The 25,625-nt window shown below is 33.0% G+C and carries 26 protein-coding genes; 9 read left to right on the forward strand and 17 right to left on the reverse strand.

Annotation, left to right across the window (positions count from 1 at the left end; all coding sequences use genetic code 11):
- Positions 1 to 99 precede the first annotated feature (99 nt).
- The 7 genes from CCORG_RS07405 to CCORG_RS07435 form a co-directional block, all read right to left on the reverse strand.
- Positions 100 to 819 carry a winged helix-turn-helix domain-containing protein gene (locus tag CCORG_RS07405; RefSeq protein ID WP_025801744.1) on the reverse strand — a complete coding sequence of 240 codons (720 nt, stop codon included), beginning with the start codon at positions 817 to 819 and terminating at the stop codon, positions 100 to 102.
- The gene (gene fdhD / locus CCORG_RS07410) at positions 816 to 1,598 is read right to left on the reverse strand and encodes a formate dehydrogenase accessory sulfurtransferase FdhD (protein WP_025801746.1); all 783 of its coding nucleotides are present in this window, start codon (positions 1,596 to 1,598) and stop codon (positions 816 to 818) included. The genes CCORG_RS07405 and fdhD overlap by 4 nt, the downstream gene beginning before the upstream one ends.
- Positions 1,598 to 2,587 carry a formate dehydrogenase subunit gamma gene (locus tag CCORG_RS07415; protein WP_025801748.1) on the reverse strand — a complete coding sequence of 330 codons (990 nt, stop codon included), beginning with the start codon at positions 2,585 to 2,587 and terminating at the stop codon, positions 1,598 to 1,600. The genes fdhD and CCORG_RS07415 overlap by 1 nt, the downstream gene beginning before the upstream one ends.
- Before the next feature lie 78 nt (positions 2,588 to 2,665).
- Positions 2,666 to 3,289, reverse strand: coding sequence for a formate dehydrogenase FDH3 subunit beta (gene fdh3B, locus CCORG_RS07420; RefSeq protein WP_025801750.1), 624 nt, complete (start codon positions 3,287 to 3,289; stop codon positions 2,666 to 2,668).
- A 10-nt stretch (positions 3,290 to 3,299) separates the two neighbouring features.
- The gene (locus CCORG_RS07425) at positions 3,300 to 6,119 is read right to left on the reverse strand and encodes a formate dehydrogenase subunit alpha (protein WP_081755051.1); all 2,820 of its coding nucleotides are present in this window, start codon (positions 6,117 to 6,119) and stop codon (positions 3,300 to 3,302) included.
- Between the two features lie 14 nt (positions 6,120 to 6,133).
- On the reverse strand, positions 6,134 to 6,313 hold the full coding sequence (locus CCORG_RS07430) for a twin-arginine translocation signal domain-containing protein (protein WP_034971317.1): 180 nt from the start codon (positions 6,311 to 6,313) through the stop codon (positions 6,134 to 6,136).
- Positions 6,282 to 7,004, reverse strand: coding sequence for a TorD/DmsD family molecular chaperone (locus CCORG_RS07435; protein WP_025801756.1), 723 nt, complete (start codon positions 7,002 to 7,004; stop codon positions 6,282 to 6,284). The genes CCORG_RS07430 and CCORG_RS07435 overlap by 32 nt, the downstream gene beginning before the upstream one ends.
- 362 nt (positions 7,005 to 7,366) lie before the next feature.
- On the opposite strand from CCORG_RS07435, the gene CCORG_RS07440 reads away from it, so the two are divergent.
- Positions 7,367 to 8,266, forward strand: coding sequence for an SMP-30/gluconolactonase/LRE family protein (locus tag CCORG_RS07440; protein ID WP_025801758.1), 900 nt, complete (start codon positions 7,367 to 7,369; stop codon positions 8,264 to 8,266).
- Positions 8,267 to 8,281: 15 nt separating this feature from the next.
- Here the strand turns inward: CCORG_RS07440 and nspC are convergent, their stop codons facing one another.
- A complete protein-coding gene (gene nspC, locus CCORG_RS07445) occupies positions 8,282 to 9,424 on the reverse strand; it encodes a carboxynorspermidine decarboxylase (RefSeq protein ID WP_025801760.1) in 1,143 nt (380 codons plus the stop codon).
- Between the two features lie 89 nt (positions 9,425 to 9,513).
- Here nspC and CCORG_RS07450 point away from each other — a divergent pair, with 89 nt between their 5' ends.
- The 5 genes from CCORG_RS07450 (at position 9,514) to CCORG_RS07470 (ending at position 14,365) form a co-directional block, all read left to right on the forward strand.
- Positions 9,514 to 9,735 (forward strand): MoaD/ThiS family protein, encoded by a 222-nt coding sequence (locus CCORG_RS07450; RefSeq protein WP_025801762.1) that lies wholly within the window; start codon positions 9,514 to 9,516, stop codon positions 9,733 to 9,735.
- 16 nt (positions 9,736 to 9,751) lie between these two features.
- Positions 9,752 to 10,213 (forward strand): molybdopterin synthase catalytic subunit, encoded by a 462-nt coding sequence (locus tag CCORG_RS07455; RefSeq protein ID WP_025801764.1) that lies wholly within the window; start codon positions 9,752 to 9,754, stop codon positions 10,211 to 10,213.
- A gap of 2 nt (positions 10,214 to 10,215) precedes the next feature.
- Complete coding sequence (locus CCORG_RS07460) at positions 10,216 to 11,409, forward strand: molybdopterin molybdotransferase MoeA (protein WP_025801766.1); 1,194 nt, start codon at positions 10,216 to 10,218, stop codon at positions 11,407 to 11,409.
- Between the two features lie 53 nt (positions 11,410 to 11,462).
- Entirely contained in the window at positions 11,463 to 12,011 is a 549-nt protein-coding gene (locus CCORG_RS07465; protein ID WP_244948760.1) for a CPBP family intramembrane glutamic endopeptidase, read from the forward strand.
- A 233-nt stretch (positions 12,012 to 12,244) separates the two neighbouring features.
- Positions 12,245 to 14,365: a TonB-dependent receptor domain-containing protein gene (locus CCORG_RS07470; RefSeq protein ID WP_025801769.1), complete on the forward strand. Its 2,121-nt coding sequence runs from the start codon at positions 12,245 to 12,247 to the stop codon at positions 14,363 to 14,365.
- Between the two features lie 102 nt (positions 14,366 to 14,467).
- Here the strand turns inward: CCORG_RS07470 and CCORG_RS07475 are convergent, their stop codons facing one another.
- A complete protein-coding gene (locus CCORG_RS07475; RefSeq protein ID WP_025801771.1) occupies positions 14,468 to 15,445 on the reverse strand; it encodes a diaminopimelate dehydrogenase in 978 nt (325 codons plus the stop codon).
- A gap of 183 nt (positions 15,446 to 15,628) precedes the next feature.
- On the opposite strand from CCORG_RS07475, the gene exbB reads away from it, so the two are divergent.
- Genes exbB through CCORG_RS07490 form a run of 3 tightly spaced genes read left to right on the forward strand, consistent with a single transcriptional unit; the run spans position 15,629 to position 17,269 of the window.
- Positions 15,629 to 16,054, forward strand: a complete 426-nt coding sequence (gene exbB / locus CCORG_RS07480; protein ID WP_025801773.1) for a TonB-system energizer ExbB — start codon at positions 15,629 to 15,631, stop codon at positions 16,052 to 16,054.
- Positions 16,051 to 16,440 (forward strand): TonB system transport protein ExbD, encoded by a 390-nt coding sequence (gene exbD / locus CCORG_RS07485; protein ID WP_025801775.1) that lies wholly within the window; start codon positions 16,051 to 16,053, stop codon positions 16,438 to 16,440. Before exbB ends, exbD begins: the two co-directional genes overlap by 4 nt.
- The gene (locus tag CCORG_RS07490) at positions 16,409 to 17,269 is read left to right on the forward strand and encodes an energy transducer TonB (protein ID WP_025801777.1); all 861 of its coding nucleotides are present in this window, start codon (positions 16,409 to 16,411) and stop codon (positions 17,267 to 17,269) included. The genes exbD and CCORG_RS07490 overlap by 32 nt, the downstream gene beginning before the upstream one ends.
- Before the next feature lie 129 nt (positions 17,270 to 17,398).
- On the opposite strand, the gene CCORG_RS07495 is transcribed toward CCORG_RS07490, so the two are convergent.
- The 8 genes from CCORG_RS07495 to CCORG_RS07530 form a co-directional block, all read right to left on the reverse strand.
- Positions 17,399 to 18,811 (reverse strand): ABC transporter permease, encoded by a 1,413-nt coding sequence (locus CCORG_RS07495; RefSeq protein ID WP_025801778.1) that lies wholly within the window; start codon positions 18,809 to 18,811, stop codon positions 17,399 to 17,401.
- Positions 18,808 to 19,500: an ABC transporter ATP-binding protein gene (locus CCORG_RS07500; protein ID WP_025801780.1), complete on the reverse strand. Its 693-nt coding sequence runs from the start codon at positions 19,498 to 19,500 to the stop codon at positions 18,808 to 18,810. Before CCORG_RS07500 ends, CCORG_RS07495 begins: the two co-directional genes overlap by 4 nt.
- A gap of 9 nt (positions 19,501 to 19,509) precedes the next feature.
- Entirely contained in the window at positions 19,510 to 19,944 is a 435-nt protein-coding gene (locus CCORG_RS07505) for a hypothetical protein (RefSeq protein WP_025801783.1), read from the reverse strand.
- An 18-nt stretch (positions 19,945 to 19,962) separates the two neighbouring features.
- The gene (locus CCORG_RS07510) at positions 19,963 to 21,699 is read right to left on the reverse strand and encodes an alkaline phosphatase (protein ID WP_025801785.1); all 1,737 of its coding nucleotides are present in this window, start codon (positions 21,697 to 21,699) and stop codon (positions 19,963 to 19,965) included.
- 232 nt (positions 21,700 to 21,931) lie between these two features.
- Complete coding sequence (locus CCORG_RS07515) at positions 21,932 to 22,834, reverse strand: siderophore ABC transporter substrate-binding protein (protein WP_034971336.1); 903 nt, start codon at positions 22,832 to 22,834, stop codon at positions 21,932 to 21,934.
- 22 nt (positions 22,835 to 22,856) lie between these two features.
- On the reverse strand, positions 22,857 to 23,609 hold the full coding sequence (locus CCORG_RS07520; protein WP_025801789.1) for an iron ABC transporter ATP-binding protein: 753 nt from the start codon (positions 23,607 to 23,609) through the stop codon (positions 22,857 to 22,859).
- Positions 23,606 to 24,553 carry an iron chelate uptake ABC transporter family permease subunit gene (locus tag CCORG_RS07525; RefSeq protein WP_025801791.1) on the reverse strand — a complete coding sequence of 316 codons (948 nt, stop codon included), beginning with the start codon at positions 24,551 to 24,553 and terminating at the stop codon, positions 23,606 to 23,608. The genes CCORG_RS07520 and CCORG_RS07525 overlap by 4 nt, the downstream gene beginning before the upstream one ends.
- Positions 24,543 to 25,553: an ABC transporter permease gene (locus tag CCORG_RS07530; RefSeq protein ID WP_025801793.1), complete on the reverse strand. Its 1,011-nt coding sequence runs from the start codon at positions 25,551 to 25,553 to the stop codon at positions 24,543 to 24,545. Before CCORG_RS07530 ends, CCORG_RS07525 begins: the two co-directional genes overlap by 11 nt.
- Between the last annotated feature and the right edge of the window lie 72 nt (positions 25,554 to 25,625).

Here is a 25,625-nt window from a genome sequence, read left to right on the forward strand (position 1 = left end):
TCCTTATAAATTTTAAATCTTTGAAACTCAAAGCTAACCTCGATATTATATCTAAATTTCAATAACTAAAATATAAATTTAAGTATATTAAATTTGCATCTATTTTTTTATGAAAAGCTCTTTAAATCTTTTGTGAGCAAATTCTTCAATATCTCTTTCAAGCTCTCTATAAGCTTTTATTAGCTCATATGCTTTTGGTTTTAGTCTAGTTCCAGCTTGATTGCCACCACCTTGTTTTGTTTCAAAAAGAGTCTCGCCGAAATGACGCTCTAAAATTTTAAGGTGATTCCAGCACTTTTTATAGTTCATATCTAAATTTTCAGACGCTTTTTTAATGCTTCCTACCTTATCTATCATATCCAAAACCTCAGTTTTACCACGCCCAAAAAGCAGATCTCCGTTTGAATTTTCTATCCAAATTTTAGTTTTAATCTCCATTTGTTTGCCTTTTTTCTCTTTAAAACAGCCAAGTAGGCAGTATTTTATATCTATTTTATTTTCTCTAAGACTAGCTCTTACTTTTCTAAAACCGCTTCTGTTTTCTGCTATTTCTCTAGCATCTTTACAAAAAACTCGCCTTTTATCATCCATAAATTCTTTTAAAAGCTCTGCAGTTTCTACATCGCTGCTGTTAATTTCATGTTTAAATTTACCAAACTGCCCAAGTTGGCAAGCAGAAATTCTTATATTCATTTCATTAACTTTATCGCTAACTTCTGAAATATCAATGTTTAAATTTTTAGAAATCTTAAAACACATCCCACAATCAATCTTGCCATCAACTGTATGCTTATCAATCAGCTCTTCTAAACTACTCATATAAGCTCTCCACTATAAACATTTATATTTTGTCCTCTAGCAAAACCACACAGCCCTAAGTTAAAACTCCTTGCTACCATAACTCCTAGATAAGTTGGTGCTGTTCTTGAGACGATAAGTGGAACACCGTGCATTATCGCCTTAACAACCATTTCAGAACTGAGCCTACCACTTACCATTAAGAATGAATTTCCTAGATTAGCACCATTTAAAATGGCTTTTCCTAATGCTTTATCTATGGTGTTATGCTGGGCTATATCTTCACCTAAATAAAACTCATTATCACTGGTATAGAGTTTTGCTGTGTGAACGCATCCAGTTTGCTCGTAAAGATCACACTCAGTATAAAAAGTAGCCATTCTTGACAAAACTAAACGCTTGCTAAATTTAACTTCACCGCTAAATTTCTTAGCTTTAATATCTTTTGGCAATAAATTTAGACTTTTAGCACTCCCACAACCACTAACGATAATGCCATAAGAGTTAAGTTTAGCAAAATTTTCTTCATTTATTTTGGCTGAAATTTCTACATTTATGCTAAATTCATCTACTAGGTTAAATTCAAATTTAGATATATCTTTAAAATTTGCCACAATACCTTCGCTTATTAAATAGCCTATTATCAAAGCTTTTTCATCAATTGGCGTAGCCATTATAGATATTAAAAATTTAGAATTTACAAAGAGGTCATACTTGACCTCTCTAACTAAGATATCACTTACTTCTTTTTGTAAGTTATCTTTAAATTTAACTATTGAAGTCTTTGCAGTTGGGCTTATCATATAACCTTGCCAACAGCATTAACAGGTTCTAATCTTGGGTATTTATCTTCAAAAACAGACTCTTGGATTTTACCTTTTTTAAGTAGTTCTTGATACCAGTAGTGATGAAGCACATAAACTTCTTCTTCTTCTTTGTAGCCATTTATGATAGCATGTATTGCACCCTTGATACAAAAAACTGCCATATAAATATGCACTAATAAAAATACCGCACAAGCTGCACCTAAAATGTTATGGATGATAGCTGAAAGTCTTAAAAACTCAATCTGGCTTATACCAAATACTGCTCCATTTGCTCCAGGAATCGTACCATCTAAGAAAAACATCACAGCACCAGTAACAATCATAAAAAATCCACCTAACGTACAGACCCAAAACCATGCTTTTTGACCAAAATTAAATTTGCCAGCTGGTATTGCTCTTTTTTTCTTAGATAAATACCCGCCAACTATCAATGCCCATCTTAAATCATACATAACAGGAAGCATTCTTACAAACCAAAAAGCAAACATAAATGGCAGTGATATAGCAAAGAAAATAGTTGCCACACCGTGTAAGTCCTTCATAAATGATACAAATCCACCGCCACCAAAAGATGAGCCAAACATTATAATTAAACCTGTTGGAACAAGTATAACCCAAGCAACAGCAGCTATAAGATGGATAATTCTCTCAAATTTACTAAACGCATAAACCTTACCATGATCGTGTGAAAATGACTTTGGTCCAACAATCATATAGTGACCTATAAAAGCGATAATTACAGCAATAACTGCAAAAAGTGCTAAATATTTAAACACGCCTGCACTTTGAAGCTCAACAAAAAGCTGAGCAAAAGGGCTAGAAGCATATGGAACTATATTTTCTACCCTGCCTTCACCCCAAACTGAACTATTATATTGCACTTGATCAATAAACTCTTTGTTTGAAACACCAGCAAAGATAGCGCTTGTGCAGATAAATAGAAATAAAACTGCCTTTTTCATCTAATTTCCTTTAATAAAACTTAACCTTATGTGGATTATATCATATTTTTACTTAATATGATAAATCCACATATTATCTCAACCAAACATTATTGATGTTAGTGGATAATCACTAGCCTCATCATCTGGCGTACTAAGATTTCCTAAATTATAACCTCTAAGCTTGACTCTATCACTGTAAATTTTATCAACTTCTTGGGCATCTCCTACAATGAGTGCTTTTGTAGAACACATTGCTGCACATAATGGAACTTTACCCTCAGCTATACGGTTTTGTCCATATTTGTGATGCTCTTTAGAAGAGTGAGTTTCATCCGGTCCACCTGCACACATCGTGCATTTATCCATAACCCCTTTTGTTGCAAAAATTCCACTGCCATTTTTATCAAATTGAGGTGCTCCAAATGGACATGCATACAGGCAATATCCACACGCTATACAAGTGTCTTTATCGTGTAGGACGATTCCATCATCTCTTATGTAAAAGCAATCAACCGGACAAACCTGTGCACAAGGTGCATCTTTGCAGTGCATACAAGCTATGGAAGCTGAAAACTGCTTACCTGGAATTCCTTCATTAAAGGTATAAACTCTTCTTCTTCTAACAGCCAAAGGTAGCTCATGTCCGCTATCACAAGCAACAGAGCACCCATTACAATCTATACATCTATCAAAATCACATATAAATTTAAGTCTTGCCATTTATTACTCCTTATGCTTTTTCTATGCGGCAAATTCCGCCTTTTGTCTCAGGAATTTGAGTAAAAATATCATAACCATAGTTTGTAACTGTGTTTGCACTCTCACCCCACGCATATGGCCTAGTTCCTTTAGGGAAATTTCCTGTCATATCAACACCTTGCATGATTCCAGTAAAGTGGAATGGTAAAAATACCATATCTTCAGCAACCGCGTAAGTAAATCTAGCTTTTACTTTAATTTTTGTTCCCTCAGGAGAGTGAATCCAAATCATATCGCCCTCTTTAATGCCATATTTCTTAGCAAGTTCTGGTCTCATATCACAAAACATCTCAGGAGTTAGTCTTGATAAATACGGACTTGCTCTGTTTTCCATACCAGCTCCGTTCATATTCACAAGTCTTCCTGTTATCATATTAATCGGAAATTCCTTACTATAGTCTCTTGCAAGTTGAATGCTTTTATATTTAGTCTCAACCCTAAATAGACTCTCAACATCATCAAAGCTCGGATACTCCTGAGCAAGATCATATCTTGGAGTGTGAAGTGGCTCTCTATGAAGTGGAATTTGATCTTTAAAATTCCAAGCCCTTGCTCTAGCTCTTGCGTTTCCATAAGGAGTAATTCCTTTTTCCATACACTTCTTAGCTATTATGCCACTACCATCAGTTGTCCAGCTAGGACCCATAGCATCTCGTTCTTCATCGGTTAATGTTATTCCAAGAACTGTTTCTATATTTTCTTTTGTGATTTGTGGATATCCACCATTAATAGGTGAATTTAGTGGTGCTGAACCATCACCTGCAAGCTGGCTAACGCCATTATGCTCTAAGCCAAAGTTATTTCTAAAGCCCATTCCACCTTGCATTACTGGCTTACTAATATCATATAAATTTGGACTTCCTGGGTGATCTTCTGTCCAGCATGGCCACGGCAAACCATAGTACTCACCTTCAACAGGTCCTGTTCCCATAAGAGTTTTTTCATCAAATTTATCCCAATTATCGGTGTGTTTTTTAATCCTCTCAGGTGTCCAGCCCGTAAGGCCAATAGTTTTTACAATTCTAGCTATCTCTCTTGTAGCATCTTCAGGCCACTCAAAGCTGTCTTTGCCATTATAAAGTGATCTTGTATACTCATCATAAAATCCCATTCTTTTAGCTAAACCAAATAGTATTTCTTGATCTGGTTTGCACTCATGAAGCGGATCAACTACTTGATATCTCCACTGTGCACTTCTGTTTGTAGCAACAACTGTTCCAGATGTCTCATACTGTGTAGCAGCTGGAAGAATAAAGATGTTATCTTTTTTATTTGTAATAATAGCTGCTTCGTTAACAAATGGATCAGATATTACAAGTAGCTCCAAATTATCAAGCCCTTCTTGAACTTTAGCTTGTTGGGCGATAGAGGTTATACCATTTCCCATAACAACTAGTGCTTTTAAGCTCGTTCCAGCATTATCAATCTTATCATTTCCATTTTTACCATCTAAAACTCCAGCATACCACCTAGCTAAAGTAAAGCCACTTTTATGCATCCATTCCTTATTGACAAATCTTGAAACCATCCATTCATAATCAACTCCCCACATTTTTGAGAAGTATTTCCAAGTTCCTTCATTTAGACCATAATACCCTGGTAAATTTTCAGATAAACAGCCCATATCGCTAGCACCTTGAACATTATCATGGCCTCTTAAGATATTACATCCACCACCTTCTTTGCCTGCATAGCCAAGTGCAAGCTGAACTATTGGCCCAAGTCTTGTATTTGATGTACCAATAGTGTGCTGAGTTAAGCCCATAGCCCATACGAGCGTTCCAGGATTATTTTTTGCATACATCTGTGTAATCTCATAAAGTAGCTCTTTTTTAACGCCCGTAACATTTTCTACCAACTCTGGAGTCCATTTTTTAGCCTCTTCTTTAATGCTTTGCATATCATAAACGCGCGTTTCAATAAATTCCTTATCTTCCCAGCCATTTTCAAAAATTATATTTAGCATACCATACATGAATGGTATATCTGTTCCTGGTCTAATCTGTGCATAAAGATCAGCCCTAGCTGCTGTTTGAGTAAATCTTGGATCAATTACTATTAATTTAGCACCATTTTCTTTAGCTTTTATGAAGTGTCTAAAACCAACAGGGTGATTAACCGCTGGATTTGCACCAAAAACAATTATAGCTTTTGTTTTTTGGATATCTCCAAGGTGGTTTGTCATAGCGCCATAACCCCATGTATTCGCCACACCGGCGACTGTTGCACTATGTCAAATTCTAGCTTGATGATCTACATTGTTTGTGCCATAAAAAGCTCCAAATTTTCTTACATAATAAGCCTGCTCATTGCTCATCTTAGCTGAACCTAAAAAAAGTACTTGTTCAGGGTTTTCTTGTCTATACTTATCAAGCTGAGTAGCGATTTTATCCAAAGCCTCTTCATAAGAGATTCTTTTCCATTCACCATTAACTTTTTCCATAGGATATTTAAGCCTAACAGAAGACTTAACCATATCACACATATCAGCACCCTTACAGCAGTGTCCACCAAGACTTACTGGGTGATCTGTAGCAACATCTTGTCTTACCCAAACACCATTTTGAACCTCAGCTATAATCCCACATCCTACAGAACATGCAGTACATATAGTTTTAACTTTTTTTGATCCTGGAAACTGTTTACTTAGTTCCAAAGTCGTTGCATCTCTTGTAACTGTAGCAGCGTTTATCGCACCAGCTGAACCAGCCGCTCCTGCTAAAGCTGCCATCTTAAGAAATGATCTTCTACCCACTTTAGGCAAAAGAGTTTCTCTATTAACATTTGACATACTCTATCCTTTCTTTATTTTGACTTTTTATAGTATAATTCCCACTCTGGGGTTTTTTGGTAAAGAGTCTCTGGCTTTTTACCACTACTATTTTTAATATCTTCAGGCGTTACTGCATTTGCACTAACGACCGCTACACCAGCAACTCCAGTTAGAGCTTTTTTAAGAAAGCTCCTTCTTTCTTCTTTTATCATTTTCTCTCCTTTTTTTATTTGACTCTCTTCTTGCCATCTCAGCTCTTGAAAGACCATCTTTTACCTTGATACTTTTTACATTTTGTGACTCTATGCCGTCATAGTAAATTCTCTCAAAAGCAAAAAAACTAGCCATCAAAGATGCCACATTTCTATAAATTTCAGCTTTTGGATGAGTGTAGAGTTTTTCTACAAACTCATCAATATAAGGATTTAAAAATCTTACAAATATCTCATCACTAAGATCTCGATAATTTTCATCATTTTTTCCCAACTCAATGAAATTTGACATTAGTGAAAAAAGAAATCCAAAGTTATCTTCAGTGTCTTTATATCTCTTTTCATCTCGTCTAAATTTGGTTTTTAAAAGCATATTTTTAATCTCCAAGCAAGGACTTGATGACTCATAACCCTCTTCGTAAAAGCTTACACTTGTTCGTATTGGATCAGGCGGAGCATGAAAAATTCTATCATACTCACTAGCTACACTCTCTAAATTTCTAGAATCAAAAGCAAGTTGTAAATTTTCTAGTGCTTTTTGGCTATTTTCATCCATAGGGTTAGCTGCCATTAAATCAAGCATCTGTTGTACTCCGCTAAATCTATCATCATCCCAACTAAAAACAAAGAGTCTTGAAAGTAGCGAGTAGTAAACTCTTCTTGCATCAACAACACTTTGCTTATCGATCATTTATTATCCTTTTAAAAAATCTATACAAAACTCTATGATTTTGTAGCAAAAGCTTACCTAAATTTCTCTTGATACTTTATAAATTTATAAACTAATTAATTTTTTTAAACTTTTCTTAAATATGCTATTTTTGAATATTTCTTTTTAGATTTTTCTTTGAGTTCTTATATATTAAGCATAGAGAGTTTTAGCACTATTCTTTGCTTTTATTTATTAAATTTAAAAACTAATTTTATAAATTTATATAATTTTAATAAATGCAAAAATTTAAGAATTTTTTTATCTATTTCTTAAGGTGAAAAATAGACAAAATTTAGAAATTCTTGTTAAAATAGATAAAATTTATTAAAAAGGAGAAAATAATGAAAAAAATTTTATTAATGACAACGCTTTTTGTAAATTTAGTATTTGCTGCTTTTATAGATGAAAGCTTAATAAAAAATGAAATTTTTAGTAAAGATGCAAAACTTGAAGTTGTAGCTACTGATTTAGGCTTTAGCGAGGGTCCTTTATATCTTGAAAATGAACGCATTTGGATATTTAGTGATTTAATAAATGATAAAATCTACACTCTTGATGAAAACAATACATTAGGCGTTTTCTTAGATCCAGCTGGCGTTACAAATGGTATGACAAAATACGAAAACAGAGGCATTTTACAAGCAAGGCATTCAAGAAATTTAACGCTTTTAGATGAAAATAAAAACGAGAAAATTTTAGCCACTAACTATAATGGTAAAAAACTAAACTCGCCAAATGACGTTATCATAAGCAAAAACGGCGATATTTACTTTACAGACCCTAGCTTTGGTATCTCGCAAAATGGTCTTGTAAATGAAAAAAGCGAACTAGGATTTAACGGCGTTTATAAATTAAGCGGCGATAAACTAACTCTTTTAACTAGTAAGATAAAAATTCCAAACGGAATTAGCCTAAATCAAGATGAAACAAAACTTTATATTGCAGATACTTTTAGTGGGAAAATTTACTCAATAAATTTAGAAAATTTAGAACTAAAAGAGTTTATAGACCAAAATAAATTTATAAAACAAAAAGAAAATGCAGATGGTTTTGCTGATGGCATGGCAGTAGATGAGAGTGGAAATATCTTTACAACTACAAGTTTAGGCGTTAGTGTTTTTAGTAAAGATGCTAAGCTTTTAGGCTTTATCCACCTTGACGAAACGCCTACAAATATTAGCTTTGGAAAGGGTGAAGTTTTAATAACTGCAAGAAGCAGAGTTTATAAAATCACTCTTTAAATAAATTTATCGCCGTTAATTTCTACGGCGATACTCCTCATATCCTAATTCTATTTTATTTATGACTTTACCATTTTCATCAACTAAAACTAAATCAGGAAGCTTTATGCCATTAAAAGTTGTATTTTTTACTATTGTGTAGTGGATTTGATCTTTGAAAATAACTTTATCGCCAACTTTTAAAGGCTTATCAAATTTATAATCCGCCCCACCAGCCTCAAGCCCAACGATATCTCCTGCAAGGCAGGTATTTCCGCCAAATCTATACTCAAATTTGCCATTTTCACTCTCACCTTCCACATCTGGGCGATACGGCATAAGGATAGTATCAGGCATATGAGCCTCAGCTGAAATGTCCAAAATAGCGATATTTTTCTCATTTTCAACGATGTCTAAAACACTAGCTACTAAATACCCACACTCCCAGCCAACAGCCTCGCCAGGCTCAAGATAAACCTCTACGCCAAATTCACTTTTAAACTCTTTAATTAAGCTTATTAGATGATTTACATCATAACCTTTTTTTGTGATGTGATGTCCACCGCCGAAATTTATCCATTTCATTTTTGGAATAAACTCTTTAAAATCACTTCTAAATTTATCCAAAACTTTTTCTAAGCTTTTACTACTTTCTTCACAAAGTGCGTGAAAATGAAGCCCGTTTATGCCATCAAGTAAGGTTTTATCGCTATTTAAAGCTTTTAATAAATTTGCCTTTGTCGTGCCAAGACGGCTAAATTTAGCACAAGGATTATAGATATCTTTTGGCGAAAATGAACTTTGTGGGTTTATCCTAAGCCCACAATCCACGCCGTTTTTTAAGGCGTAATCTTTAAATTTTAAAATTTGATTTGGACTATTAAAAACGATGTGATTTGAAATTTTAACAATCTCTTTAAAATCCTCATCTTTAAAAGCAGGTGAATAAGTATGGATTTCTCCATTTTTTATAAACTCACCAGCAAATTTAGCCTCGTGTAATCCACTACAAGTCGCACCCCAAAGGTATTTATCCACATATGGCATAGCTAGACTAAAAGCAAAGCCTTTTAATGCACAAAGCACTTTTGCACCACTTTCATCACCTACAAATTTTAAAAGTTCTAAGTTTTTTATAAGTTTTGGAAGTTCGCAAACATAAGCTGGAGTTTTTATCATTTTTCAACCTTTTAAAAATTTTTTAATATTATATAGAAGTTTATTAACTTTTGATAAAATCTAGCAAAAATTTAAAAAGGAAATTAATAATGGTAAAAGTTGAGTTTTTAGGTCCTATTAAAAAGCCAGATTTAGAAGTAAAAGCTTCAAATTTAAGCGAATTAAAAGAGATTTTAAATCAAGATGAAAGCCTTAAAGAGTGGCTTGAAATTTGTGCTGTGGCGATAAATGATGAGATAGTTTGCGAGCTAGATACTATGCTTAAAAGTGGCGATAAAATCTCTATTTTACCGCCAGTTTGTGGTGGCTAAATAAATAAGGAAATTTATGCAAAATATTGAAATTTACAAAGGCGGGCTTGATACAGACGCACTTTATAAAAAGTGGTATGATGAGATAAAAACTCAAAATTTAGGAGCTTTTATAACTTTTAGTGGAGTTATAAGAGATGATGATGGCGTGGAAGCACTTAGCTTTGATATTTACGAAAAGCTTTTACAAAACTGGTTTAATGGGTGGCAAAAAAAAGTTAAAGATGAAAGAGTAGAAAATGAAAAAATTAGACTATTTTTTGCTCACTCTTTTGGCGATGTAAAAGTTGGTGAGAGTTCGTATTTTACAGCAATTGCATCAAAGCAAAGAAAAGTGGCTTTAAGGCTGATTGATGAATTTGTAGAAGACTTTAAAGCAAACGCTCCGATTTGGAAATATGATGTGAAAAATGGCACTAGAATTTATGCAAAAAATAGATCTTTTAAGTTAAAAGGTGCTGGACTTTTAAAGGGGTGAAAATGGAATTTATGGAGTATGAAAAAACGCTTGATATTTTAAAAAATAACCTTATTTCTTGGGATAGGGTTGAAAAAGTAGCTATAACAAACGCCTTAAATCGCTACTTAGCAGTTGATATAATCGCAAAAGAAAACTACCCAAAATCCCAAACTGCTTCAATGGATGGATATGCGATTAAATTTAATAGCAAGTGCAAGGAATATAAAATTCTAGGAAGCAATCCTGCTGGAGAGTTTAAATTTAAAAGTTTAAGTGATTTTGAGTGTATTAAAACCTTTACAGGCTCACTAATGCCACAAAATGCTGATACTTTGGTGCCTGTGGAAAATGTAAAAGTAACTAATGATAAAATAGAAATTTTAAAAAATGTTAATCAAGGTTTTGCCGTTAGAAAAATCGGCGAAAGCTATAAAAAAGGTGAAATCTTACTTAAAAAAGGCACAAAAATAAGCTACTCTGAAATCGCACTTTTAGCTGAAATTGGCGAGTTTCATATAAGTGTTTTTGTAAAACCAAAAGTATGCGTTATGGCTAGTGGAAGTGAGATAAAAGACCTTGGAGAACCACTAGAAAACGAAGCACAAATAAGAAGTTCAAACCATGTCGCAATTGCTTCGATGATGCAGTTGATGGGCTGTGAGGCGATAATTTTACCGATCGTAAAAGATGAAAAAGAGACGGTTAAAAAAGCTATTTTAAACTCGCTTAAATTTTGTGATATTTTAATAACAACAGGCGGCGTTAGCATGGGGGATTATGACTTTATAAAAGAGATTTTAGACTCAAAAACTATCATAAATGGGGCAGCCATAAAGCCAGGCAGACATATAAAAATAGCCAAATTTAATGAAAAATATATCTTTGCCTTGCCTGGGTTTCCATATTCAGCGATGGTGATGTGTGTTTTATATGTAAGAGTTTTGGTTGAAAGCTTTTTTTGTGCCACAAAAGATCACTTCATAAACGCTGTTTTAGAAAATGACTACACTAAAAAATCTCCATTTTTAGAATTTAGTGCTTGCTCTTTAAAAGTTGATGAAAACGGTATTGTAAGGGCAAATTTAGAGGGTAAAAAAAATGGCTCAAGTGCGATTGTAAATAACTTAAATAACGAAGCTGCACTTTTAGTAGTTCCAAAGGAGTTAAAAGGCTATAAAAAAGGCGATGTTGTTCAAATTTTAAAGATGATTTGATGAGATGTGCTGAGTTTTTTATTATTTTTTTGCTAGTCCCAGCCCTATTTGTTTTGGAAATTTTACCAAAAAGCTATATGTTTTTAACCCTTTGGGTTGGGTGTTTTTACGCACTTTATCACACCAAAAAAAATGGTATAAAAATTTTAAAAGGCTTTAAATTTGATGAGTTTAAATTCATCTTTAAAAGATTTTTAATCTTAGCTTTGTTTTTAGCTATTTTTACATGGATTTTTGAAAGAAATAGCTTTTTATCTCTCCCAAAGCAAAGGCTTGATATCTGGCTTTTAGTGATGATTTTATACCCTATATTTTCAGCGTTTTTTCAAGAGATTTTATTTAGGGCGTTTTTTACTTTAAGATATAAAGCTTTTTTTAAAAATCAAAATTTATTTATCTTTATAAATGCTTTGATTTTTGGTTTAGTTCATCTACTTTTTGGAAATTTTATAGCTGTTATTTTTAGCTTTTTTGGTGGAATTTTATTTATAAAAACCTATCTTAAATCAAACTCTACCCTACTTTCTAGCATAGAACACGCACTTTATGGAAATTTTATATTTACTATTGGGCTAGGGCATTATTTTTATCATGGATATTAAATTTTAAAAATTTAAATTTAATAAATTTTATTAAAAAGTTTAATGGCTTAAAACAACGATACATAGTCATTTAAAACTAAATTTATCACAAAAATATAAAGATTTTATTAATAATTCTCATTTACTTTTATCAGATTTTAAGCAACTATCTTATAAACTTCTGGGCTAATTTTATGTTGATAAGCAATATCATCATCAAATAAAAATTAAAATTAAAATTTAAAAGGATTAAAATGCAAAAAAATAGAGTTGTTTTATCACTAGCGGCTTCTTTTATGTTGTGTGCAAATGCATTGGCAGAAGATACGGTTAAACTTGATACGATAGAAGTTAGTAGCACTGTTGCAAACACTCAAACAGTTGATGCTTACAAAGTAAATACTAGAAATGCTGGGCTTTTAAAAGATGTTCTAAGAGATATACCAGGCGTTTATATGGGTGGAACAAACGGCTATAACCAAAAAATTTATATGCGCGGTATGAATGATAGAGCATTAAATATCACAATCGATGGTGCTAGACAAAAAGGAAATACATTCCACCATAATGCCGATTTATTAATAGATCCTGCTATTATAAAAGCAGTGGATGTTGGAGTTGGTGTTCATAGTGTAGTTGGAACAAGTGGAGCAATGGGTGGTAGTGTTGCTTTTAAAACTGTTGATGCAAGTGATTTACTAGAAGATGGTGAAATAGTAGGCGCTAGAATAAATATGGGCTTTGCATCAAATAACGATGAGTTCTCACAAGGACTAACTATTTATGGCTCTGATGAAGATAGAATATTTGATGCGTTAGGATATTTTAACCACAGGGGCTATGATTTTGGCAAAGATGGTGCAGGAAGAGCGATGGGCGGAGATGGAGATGATTATAACTACTTACTAAAACTTGGTGTAAAAACAGGTGATCATGGAAAATTAACAGGTAGTTATGAGCATATGGAGTATAAAGGAATTTATCCTATGAAAGCTGAATGGCCAGGTGGGGTAGACAGAAATGGTAAAAGAATTTTAAAAGATAGCAAATATACAAGAGATACTTTTGCATTAAACTATGACTATAATCCAAATAATTATATAGATCTTAATTTAAATGCTTATTACACAGATCATAACCTAGATATGACAAAAGAAGATCCATCAGGAATCAATACTGGTGTAAAAACTTGGGGAATAAAAGCCATTAATAAAACTAATTTTCAAACTGGAATTTTAGATCATACTTTAGTTTATGGAACAGAATATTATCAAACAAAAGCCTATAACGATTCAAAAAGTGCCACAAGTGGAAATAAATTTAAAACAAAAACAGCAAATGACTTTGGAATAAAAGATGATGAGGTAAAAAGCTTATCAATATTTTTAGAAGACCAAATAAGGCATGGTGGATTAACTTTTGTTCCTGGAATTAGATTTGACAAATATGAGCTTGATACATTGGGTGGCAAAGGCTCAACATATAATGCAAGCGGAAAAAAACTAAATGGAGATATAAAAGGTAGATCAAAATATAGCTGGAATGAATGGTCACCTGCACTTTTATTAGACTATCAAACACAATTTGGTTTAGGTGGATATATAAGCTATGCTAAACTTTTTAGAGGTCCAGATGTTTTTGAAGGAATTAGAATCAACAATGTAAATGCTACAGATACTAAATATAATGAAGATCTAAAACCTGAAACAGGCGATACTTACGAGATAGGACTAAGATATAGCACTGATTTAAGTGAGGTATCTAGCTTAAGTCTTTCAGCAAAATATTTTTACACAGAATATGAAAATTTAATAGGTGAGTTTTCAACTCCAAGCAATCCAAATGCTGTTAGAATGAACGCAGGAGATGCTAGAATTAATGGCATTGAATTAGCGGCTAAATTCTTGTATGAAAACCTAAGCCTATCAGCTAGTTACTCAACACAAGATACAAAGTACAAAAATGTTCCAACTGTTTTAAGTAGAGGTAAAAAAGCAAGTGGATATGGCTCAGGACTAGCCTATTCAGATATTGGAGATAAGATAACATTTAATGCAGAATACTTCATATCATCAATAGATACATTTGTAGGCTGGAATACAATAGCATTTACAAGTATAAATGAACAAAAATTTGAAGGTGAAAAAGGTAAAGTGCGCAAACCAGGATATGCAGTTCATGACATATATGCTACATGGGTTCCAAATAGTGGTAAATTTAAAGGGCTAGAAGTAAATTTTGGAATTTATAATATATTTGACAAAACATATGCTTCGCACTCTCAAAGAACACTTGATTTCTCATCAGCTGAAAAATCAAGTATCGATTTTGAAGAAGGTAGAAATGTCAAATTTAATGTAAGTTATAAATTTTAGTTAAAAGCCCCATAAATTCGGGGCTTTTTATATCTTAAATTTAACCAAAATATAAATTTTAGAACTCTTTTAGTATTTTAAAGGGCAAATCGCCCTTTAAATTTATATCATTCCTTTAACTCTCATATCTTCTAAACTCATGTCACTTATTAGATATGGAGCGATTTGAGCTATAGTTCTAGCACCACTTTCACCATTTTTTGATAAGCGATAAGCAGCCCTTGCGTAGGCTATCATCACGCTTGATGTAAACTCAGGATTTGAGTCTAAATTCAAGCTAAATTCATAAATTTGCTTACAATTTTTTCCTGTTATACCGCTTGTTATAACTACACCGCCATGTGGAAGGCCTGCGTGATCTCTTAAAAGCTCATCTTCACTTATAAAATTTACAGTTGTATCATAAGGCTCAAAGTAGTTTGGCATAGTTTTTATCTCATGTTCTACTCTTTTTCTCTCATCAGCTGTATCGTTTTCAAGTACGACAAAGCACTCTCTTGTGTGTTTTTCTTTTGTGCTAAATTCCTTTAAATCGCCACTTCTTACGGTATCAAGTGCGGTTTTTGAAGGTATAGTGTACTGCCTTGCATCTTTTACGCCTTTAATTCTTCTAATGGCATCACTATGTCCTTGACTTACGCCTTTGCCCCAAAATGTATAAGTTTTAGAATTTGGTAGTACTGCTGAACCGATTATTCTATTAAGAGAAAAAAGTCCTGGGTCCCAACCAACTGAGATTATTGCGATTTTACCGCCACTTTTTGCTGATGCATCAACTTCTTTGTAGTGATCGTTTATAAATGCGTGATTATCAAAGCTATCAACGATATTAAAATTCTTTACAATTGCAGGGCTTTGCTCTCTTAAGTCATTTGCACTTCCGCCACAAAGGATTAAAACATCGATTTTACCTTTGAAATTTTCTAGTTCGCTCATCTTAAAGCTTGCTACTCCTGAGTCGGTTTTAACTCCATCTCTTCTTGAGAAAACACCAACCAACTCAAAATCTTTAAAATTTTTGATATTTTTCTCAACGCCTCTTCCTAAATTTCCATATCCTACGATACCAACTTTTATCATATAAATCCTTTCAAATTTCTAGCAATTATATAAATATTTTCATAAATGCATAATAAATTATTTAAAAATTTGTATAATTTATTTAAATTTAAGAAAGCTTCTGATAGAATTCTCAACCTGATATAGATTATCATAATTAAAAAGCACTTAAGTTGCTTAAATTTCTAGAATGTAAGGTTGTAAATGGAAATTTTAAATTTTTTAAAAGACAATGTAGAAATTGGTATTATCGTTGTCTTAGGATTTATGGGTTTTTTAGTAGTTGTGTATACATTTGAAAGGCTATTTTTTTATGCAAAAGTTAATATAAAAAGCTATAAAAACGCAGATGAATTAGAAATAGCACTTACAAAAAATCTAACCACGCTTTATATTATCTACTCAAACGCTCCATATGTTGGGCTTTTAGGCACAGTTGCTGGTATAATGATAACATTTTATGATATGGGAATGGCTGGTGGAGTTGATGCAAAAGCTGTAATGGTTGGTATGAGTTTAGCCTTAAAAGCAACAGCTATTGGACTACTTGTAGCTATACCAACACTTATGATTTATAACGCATTTAGTAGAAAAGTTGATATTTTAATGACAAGGTACAGCTCTTTATGAGAAATTCAAAACTAAAAAAAGATGGGCTTAATATAGTTCCATTTATAGATATTATGCTGGTTTTGCTCTGCATTGTGCTAAGTATTTCTACATTTATTGCTCAAGGAAATATAAGCGTAGATCTCCCTAAGTCAAAAAGCGCTCAAAAAAGCAAAGATGAGATAAAATTTCTTGTAGTTGTAGATGAAAATAACACTATCTATCTAAATGATGAAATTATAAATGAAGAGGTTTTACTTTCAAAACTTGACGAGATAGATAGTAACACCACTGTAGTTTTAAAAAGCGACAAAAACGCTAAATTTGAGAGCTTTGTCAAAATAATAGACGCACTAAAAATAAAAAAACATGACAATGTATCAATCGCAACAGAAATTAGAGAATAAAAGCTTAGCTATAGGGCTTTTAGTAGCATCACTTTTATATGGTGGAACGATTTGTGGATATTATTACTTTAGACCCACTCCAAAGCAAACACCAATTTTAAACATAACTAAAATTGATCTAGATATGTTTGAGATAGCTGGTGGACTAAACGATGCTCCTCCAACTCCTGATGAGCCAATAAATGAAGTCTTAGAACCAGAGGAAATTTTAAAAGATGAAGCTGAAATTATAGAAGAGATCGTAGAACCTGAAACTATAGAAGAGGTAGTTGAAGTTATAGAAGAGATTGAACCAGTAGAAGAGATAATAACACCAGAAGTTGTTGAGAAAAAGCCCGAGCCTAAAAAGATTGAAAAAAAGCCAGAACCAAAAAAAGTGGTTAAAAAACCTGCCCCTAAAAAGCCCGTCAAAAAAGTAGAAAAAAAAGAAAAACCAGCAAAAAAACCATCAAATAGCGGTGGATATAACGCTTATAATCCAAATTCTAATAAAGTCGCCTCAAGTGCTATAGCTGGTGAAAACACCATACAAACGCTTAGTGCAAGTGAGAAAAACAGTATCGCTTCACAAATTCAAGCTATCATAGCAAAAGAGGCCAAGAAAAACTATCCAACAAAAGCTAAACGCTTAAGACAAAGAGGAACTTCAGTTATTAGTTTTACTTATAGTCCTGATGGAAGTGTGACAAATATCAGAGTTAAAAACTCATCTGGTCATCAAATTTTAGATGACACAGTTATACAGGCTATAAACAGAGTTAAAAGTAAATTTCCTAAAATAAGGGCAAGAGCAACTTTTGAAGTTCCAGTTAAATTCACACTAAATTAAATTTAGCAATTTTAAGGCAAATTTTGCTAAAAATTAGTAACTATAGGTTTTATAAAATTTAGGGATATTTGTAGATTTTATAGCTAAATATCCCCAAATTGTGATAATTAGATAAATTTAATCACACTTTTAGTTATCTTTTAGTGATTTTGCGACTGAAATTTGATAAATTCTAATAACTGGTATAAAGCAAAGCACGGCTGAGACTAAAAACACAAGCCCTAAAAAGATAAAATCACCGCTTTCAAACCTAGTTATCAGCGAAAATCCAAGCTTATCACCTAGCTTAAATGAGATAAATTTAGCCAACACAAAGCCTAAAATTACGCCAATTATCATGCCTGATAAAATTATACTAACTAACTCAGTCCAAACATAAGCCATGATTTTAAACACATTTGCCCCAAAGACTCGAAGTTCGGTTATTTGGTGGCGTTTTTGATGGATAAACAAAAACGAAAGCCCAAAAACTAGCCCAAAAGCTAAAATTTGAAGTGCGATAGAGATACTTAAAAGCCAGCTTTTCGCATCGCCTAAAAGTGCGTATAACCACGCTAAAATCTCTCCTGGAAAAACAGCTATCGTATCATCACTATCTTTATAATCCTGCCTTAATTGATACGCTGCTGCAAAGCTAACTGGCTTTACAACAATTGCTGGAACTCCTAACTTGTTAGCGTGAGTTAGTTCGCTATCATCGTGGTTTTGATGAGTTTCTTCGCCACTGTGTTTGTTAGTTTTGTTAGTAGAGTTGATAACATGAGTATCAAGGTTGTTTTCGTTATGATTTTCGCTGTGTTTGTTATGAGAATGCTCGTGTGAGTGGTCCTGAGAATTATCGTGCAAATTTTCATCGTGGTCGTCGCGATCAGCGTGTGCTTTATCGTGAGAATGACTATGCGAATGTTCTGCGTGATTATCGTGGTAGTGTGCGTGATCGTGATCAGAATGCACATGCCAAACAGCCTCAATGCCAACTAAAATAGAGTTATCCCAAGCTGAATTATCTCTTTTTTTAATGCCGACAACTTTATAAGTTATATCATCATGAGTGTGTGCTCCAGCTTCCACAAACTGCCCATGCATCGGACTAAAAGTGTCGCCTATTTTAAGTCCGGTATCAACTCCTGCAACAGCATCAAACATCTCTTTTAAATTCTCACCTTCTGAAATTTCGCCTTCAATCATCTCTTTTGAAATCCCAATCACAGGAAAGTTTTGATAAAAATCTCCAAAACCAACAGGAGATGCCCATTTTACTCTATCATCAGCTTTTAACTCATCTAAAATTTTAGAATCAATCAAATCAAGCGAAGCCGGTTTTAAAAAAACCGAACTTAAAACAAGCTGGACTTCGCTACCTTTTGCACCAACTACCAAATCAAACTTATCAGCCGCAGCAGCTGAGCCAAGACGAAGTGATCTCTCACTTAAAATACTTAACAAGCTAAGGCTTAAAGTTGCTGATATTAGAAGTATCATAACGCTAATTAATCCAAAATCTTTTCTAAAATCTGCTAAAAAAAGCTTAAAAAAACTCATTTTTCTTCCTTAGTTTGTAAAGTATTACTTTGCCAGTTGATGCTTTCATTTTTTTTGATATCTAAAATGTTTTTAAAGCTATTTTTTATAGTCTCATCATGAGAGGCAACTATCATCGTGGCGTTAGTTTTGTTAGTGAAATTTGTTAGTAAATTGGTGATTAAATTTGAGTTAAATTTATCCAAACTCGCAGTTGGCTCATCTAAGATAAGAACCTTTGGAGCACAAGACAGTGCCCTAACAATGGCTATTCTTTGCATTTGACCGCGTGAATAAAGTTTAAGTTTTAAATTTGGATTTGTTATGCCAACTTCATTTAAAAGATGCATCGCTAACTCTTTTTTAACTGGTTTGTTAGTAGAAAAAAGATTTAAAAGCATGATATTTTCAATGGCACTTAAATTTTGAATAAGATGAAAATTTTGCATCACGATGCCAAAATTTAGGTTTCTAAATCTATCTTTTTGAGTTTGATTAAGAGTTGAGGTTTTTACATTACCCCAGTAAATTTCGCCACTTGTTGGAAACTCTAAAAGGCTTATTAAATTTAAAAATGTCGTCTTTCCAGCACCACTTTCGCCAGTTACGACTAAATTTTCTCCACTTTTTAGATATAAATTTTCAACTTCTAAAATAGGGTTTTCTTCATTTTTTACTTTTAAAACTAAATTTTTGATTTTTAAATCCACATTTTGCCTTTATTTTCTTTTAAATTTTGCATCAACAATTCTCATCAAGCTTACAAAACCAGTCTCTTTATCAGTTTGTGAGCCAACTTCAAGCGTTCCAGTAACTTCAATCGGTGCGTTAAACTGCACAAAGCTTTGGCGTTTTTTAAGAAAAACGACGATGATATCAGGTGGCCAGTCAGCATCTGATGAGCAAAACGGACAAAGTGCCATTGGATACTGAGTTAAGACAAAAAACTTCGCATCCGCTTTTAAAGGTGGTGCCATAAAGCCTGTGATTTTTACCTCTTTTCCTACATTATCTAAAACTTGCTTAGACATCTCAAGCCCTAAAACTCCCCAGCTTGAGTAAAGTCCTTCAAATGAAAGTTGTGCAGGGTCTTTAGCAAAATTTGGTGTAAGAAGTAGCCACGATAAAATGGCTACTTTAAATAAGTTTTTCATAAATTTAAACTCTAAATTTTAATCTTTTTTAGGTTTAATTCCCAAAGTCTCAACTAAAACTCTAAACACTTCTGTATTTTCCATATATCCTTTTAGTTTCTCAGCCCCAGGACCCTCACCTAAAATAACCATATCATCAACTGCGTGGATTCCAGTTCCTTCAAATGTAGGTAGGTTTCCTTCTCTAAATACAGCACCTTTTACATTTTTATACTCTTCGTTTGCCACATATTCGCCTTTTTCATTTTTTACAGCAGGAACGAATTGTTTATCAAGTTTTGGTCTAAATGTCTCGTAGTAGTCAGGAAATGCAGCAAAAAACACAGCAAGTCTTACATCAACATCTAGCCTATCAGGGTATCCATCGCCGTCTTTATCTTCATAAGTTGGAAATCCAGCATGTTGATAAATACCAACTTTTTCACGCATTTTATCGCCTGGTTTGTTATCATCAACTGTTCCAATAACAGAAATCGGATGAGTGTGATCGCCAACTGTGATGATTAAAGTATCAGGGTTTTCTTTTTGAAAATCAAGTGCCATTTTTACAACTTTATCAAGCATTATCGTGCTCATCACAGCTCTTTCCCAGTCAAGTGGGTGAGAAGCTTTATCGATGTGGGCTGATTCTACCATTAGGAAAAACCCATCTTTGTTTTTTGATAAGATATCAAGTGCAGTTTTTGCCATATCAGGAAGTTCTGGCTGGTCTGGAAAGTTTTTTGTAGCACCATTTTCTTTTAAGAATTTAATATCTAAAATAGTGTTTAAATTTCCTGTGTGGAAAAGTCCTAGAAGTTTATCAGTGTTTTTAGTATCAATTTTGCTAAGTTCAGTAGCATTTGTAGCTAGGCTGTAACCTGCGTTTTTAAACTCATCTATGTAGTTTTTATCATCTTTTCTTTTTGAGCCAGGAGTTGATTGTGGTAAAAAGTAAGCTGAGCCACCACCTAAAATAACATCAGGCTTTAATGCAAACATCTGCTCAACTATCTCAGCTTTTTTTGATCTAGCTCTTGTGTGAGCTACAACAGCTGCTGGAGTGGCGTCCTCGACTTCTGCATCACTTACGATTCCTAGTGATTTGTTTGAGTGAAGTTTAATGAGTTCGCCGATATTTATAAATTTAGGATGATTAAATGGATCGCTTGATCTTGAAGTAAAGCTTCCCATACTATTTACGGCTGATTTTTGCCCAGTCATAAATGCTGACATTGTGTTTGCTGAGTCAGTTCCTATGCTATCTTGAGCTCCAATTCCAACAAAAGCAGCATAAGTCATATCATCCATTGCAAGGTTTTTATTTACTTTTCCCTCAGTTGAGCCACCTATCATAAGTCTTGCAGCAGTTCTGTGAGCTACTGATAAGCCGTCTCCAACTATAAAAATAACATTTTTAGCCAGTGGTTTTTCGCTTTCAAAAAACTCCCATTTTACGCTCTCATCTTTGCCATCGCCACTTGCTTTTACTTCGTAGTTTCCCTTTGGAAGAGTGATATCTCTTATCCAAATACTTGAGCCAAGCCCTTCTTCATCTTCAACAAACTCGATTTTATCTTTAAATAACTCGTTTATATTTTTATTGTTGATTAAGACTTTTGTATCATCTAAATTTAGCTTTTTATCAAACTCAACTTTGATATCAAATTTAGAATCTGCAACTAATTCTGCTCTATCAAGTGGGTAAATTTTCGCCCCAAAAGAACAAGTTACGCCAACTAAAAGCGAAACTGCAACTAATGAAATTTTTTTCATAAAACTCTCCTATCCATAAAATTTATAACATAAGTATAGAGAAATTAAGAAACTTTTTGATTACAAAAATTATTACAAGAAAGATATTAAATTTACTAAATATAGAAAAATTATTATTTGTGATTTTTAGTATGAATTTGTTAAATATTAAAGGCTTACTTAAATTTGATATAAAATTTATATCAAAGTATAGTTAAATCCCTTACTAAAAAGCAAGAGATTTAACCAAGTTTTATCTTAAAGCGTTTTCTAGGTCCTTTAGCATCTCATCCATAGCTGTTATCCCACCTTCACTTAAGTACCAAACAGCTGGATTTAGATAGTAAATTTTATCGTTTTTGTAAGCCTTTGTGCTTGCGATTAGATCATTTTCTAAGACCTGTTTTGCTTTTTTTGTTCCGCTATTTCCTATGGCTGTATCTCTATCTAAAACAAATAAATACTCAGGATCAAGTTTTATAATCAGCTCAAAACTTGCATCATTTCCATGAGTTGTCTTTGCATCAGCTGCAAGATTTTCAAATTTAGCATCATTTGCTATCATTGAGCATCTTTTTTTATTACCTAGCGTGTTGATATTTGAATTTGAAACCATAGCTATCACAGCTGTTTTGCCATTAGCACTATCTTTTATCTTATCAAGCCTTTTTTCAAATTCATCAAATTTAGCATCAACTTCGCTCTCTTTATTAAAAATCTTAGCTATAGTTTTTGCGTTTTTCTTTGTGCTTTCAAAAGTGCCATTTTCATAATTAATCTCCAAAAGCACAACTGGAGCTATCTTAGAAAGCTTATCGTACTGCTCTTTTAGCCTTGTGCCTATAAAAATCACATCAGGCTCACTCACCATCAACGCTTCTAAATCAACCTCTTTTACGCTTCCAATATTTACAATATTTTTATCTTTAATATATCTATCTAGATAATCAACATTTTGTGCTTTTGTAACAGCTACAACTCTATCTCCAAGCCCCAAACTATCAAGAGTATCTAAAGTAGCAAAGTCAGCTACAGCTATTTTTTTAGGATCGTCTTTGATAGTTACTTTAACAACCTCATCTTTAGAGTTAAAACTCTCAACTTCAACTGCATTTAAAAGCCCTAAAAATAGAGCTAAACATAAAATTTTTTTCATTTTTATCCTTTGATTTAAATTTTTAACAATACATACATAAATTTTTACCATCTCTATTTAAGATCTCAAAATCAACGCCATATAGCTCCTTTAAATTCTCACAAGTCATCACTTCCTGACTAGTTCCAAATTTCATAATTTTGCCATCTTTAAAAGCACAGATATAATCTGAATAGTAAGATGCTAAATTTAGCTCATGAAGAACCATTATAACGCTCTTTCCAAACTCATCACAAAGGCGTCTAATATTTTTCATCATCGTTGTTGAGTGGTAAATATCAAGGTTGTTTGTTGGTTCATCTAAAAGTACAAACTCAGTATCTTGAGCTAAAATCATCGCAATAAATGCTCTTTGCCTTTGCCCACCACTTAACTCATCTATAAATTTATCACTAATTTCTAAAAGCTCCATATCTAAAAGTGCCTTTTTTACGATCTCTTTATCCTCTTTTGTAAGTCTTCCAGAACTATATGGAAATCTTCCAAAGCTTACAAGTTCTTTTATGGTGAGTTTTATATTTATATTATTTGTTTGTGAAAGTATGGCTAAATTTTTAGATAGCTCTTTGCTTTTCCACTTTTTAAGCTCTTTTCCTTTAAATTTAACACTTCCACTATCCATTTGAACAAGTCTAGAGATAAGCCCCATAACTGTTGATTTTCCAGCACCATTTGGACCTATAAAAGATGTGATTTTGCCTTTAGGAATTTCAAAGCTTACATCATCAACTACTCTATTTCCAAAGTATGATTTAGATAAATTCTCAACTATCAAATTCTACTCCTATTTACTACTAACAAATACATAAAATACCCACCGCCCATTATGCTTATAAAAACTGAAATCGGCACACTTAAAACAAAAACTCTTTCTACAATCACTTGCCCAACTATTAAAACAATCATCCCAAAAAAGATAGACCCAGCTATCAAATAGCTATGGCGATATGTATTAAAAAACTGTCTTGATAAATTTGCTATGATAAGCCCTAGAAATGATATCGGACCAACTAAAGCTGTGGCAACTGCTATAAAAAGTGCAACTCCTAGAAGAAGTCTTTTTGTAACTTTATCATAGTCAATACCTAAATTTATAGCCATCTCTTTGCCAAGACTAATAGCATCTAAAAGCTTTAAATCTTTGTAAAAAACAATACTTAAAACAAAAGCTACTATAAATGCAAAACCTAAAATATCACTATTTACATTGTTAAAACTAGCTACAAGTGAGCTAAGTAGCGCGTCATACTCATTTGGATCCATAACTCTAACCATTGAGTTTTGAAGTGAGCTAAATAAAGTTGCCATTACCGTACCAGTAAGCAATACATAAAGTACATTATGCCCAGTTACGCGAAAAAGATAGCTATATAAAAATGTCGCAATACTTCCCATAAGAACCAAATCCAGCATAAAACTAGCAAATTTATTTAATACAAAAACACTAGCTGATCCTAGAAAAAACATAACCGCCGTATGGATAAGTAAATATAAAGAGTTCATACCAAGAAGGCATGGCGTTACGATTGTGTTTTTTATGATGGTTTGAAATATCAAAGTAGCAGCACCTATACAATAAGCCACCAACAGCATAGCCAAAAATTTAGGAATTCTTAAACTCATGCTAAATTCAAAGAATTTAAAATTTAATCCATAAAAGAGATAAACAAGACCAAAAACTGCAACCAAAACAGCCATAATTATAAGTTTAGTTCTCATTTTTAACCTTTATAAAACCACCACAACCTTTTACAAAAGCTACTACTTTTTTATCGCCTTTTTTAAGTTTGATAAAGATTAAAGCTATAAAAACCAAACTTCCTAAAACCCCAGCTATAAGATCAATTGGTAGTTCATAAGGTGCCATTATGAGTCTGCCTAAAATATCACAAACCAAAACAAACAGTGCCCCAAACAAAGCAGTATCAACAAGAGTTCCTTTAAGATTATCACCTTTAAACATTTTAATTAAATTTGGAACAATTAGTCCGATATAAGATATCGCCCCAACAACTACAACTACTGAAGCTGTAAGCATTGCTGCTAAGCTCATACCTAAAAATAGCACAACAGAGTAAGGAACGCCTAAATTTTTAGAAAACTCTTTACCAAGACCTACGATATTAAAGTAGTTTGCAAACAAAAACGCTACAACAACAAGTGGCAAAGTTATATAAAGTATCTCATACCGCCCTTTGATAATTAGTGAAAATGAGCCCGTAAGCCAAGTTGATAGAGTTTGAACTAAACCATATCTAAAAGCAAGATAGCTGGTTATGCCACCAATTACATACCCAAACATAATCCCAACAAGAGCAACCATCACACTATCTTTAAATTTGATAGCTTGAATAAAACCGACATATATCCAAGTCCCAATCATAGCAACAATAAATGCAAAAATAGCCCTGCCGTAAATACTTGAATCTGGTATAAAAATAAGTGCTATTAAAATCCCAAGCTGCGCTGAAGATATCGTTCCACCTGTTGTAGGTGATACAAAGTTGTTTTGCACAAGTTGCTGCATAATAAGTCCTGCAACACTCAATGCTACACCACTTAAGATGATAGCAAGTAGGCGTGGAAAGCGAGATATAAATAAAATCTCTAAACCTTCTTTACTAAAAAGATTAGTTATATCTAACTCTATAACTCCTATAAATAGCGATATAGAGCTAAATACAAGTAGCAAGGTGGCTAAGATAGCTGTTGATCTCAATAAAATCCTTAAAAAATTATTTTGATAATGATTATAACTTTTTATCTTTAAAGATTTGCTTAATTTCTTAAA

This window comes from Campylobacter corcagiensis, from assembly GCF_013201645.1.
GTDB lineage: Bacteria > Campylobacterota > Campylobacteria > Campylobacterales > Campylobacteraceae > Campylobacter_B > Campylobacter_B corcagiensis.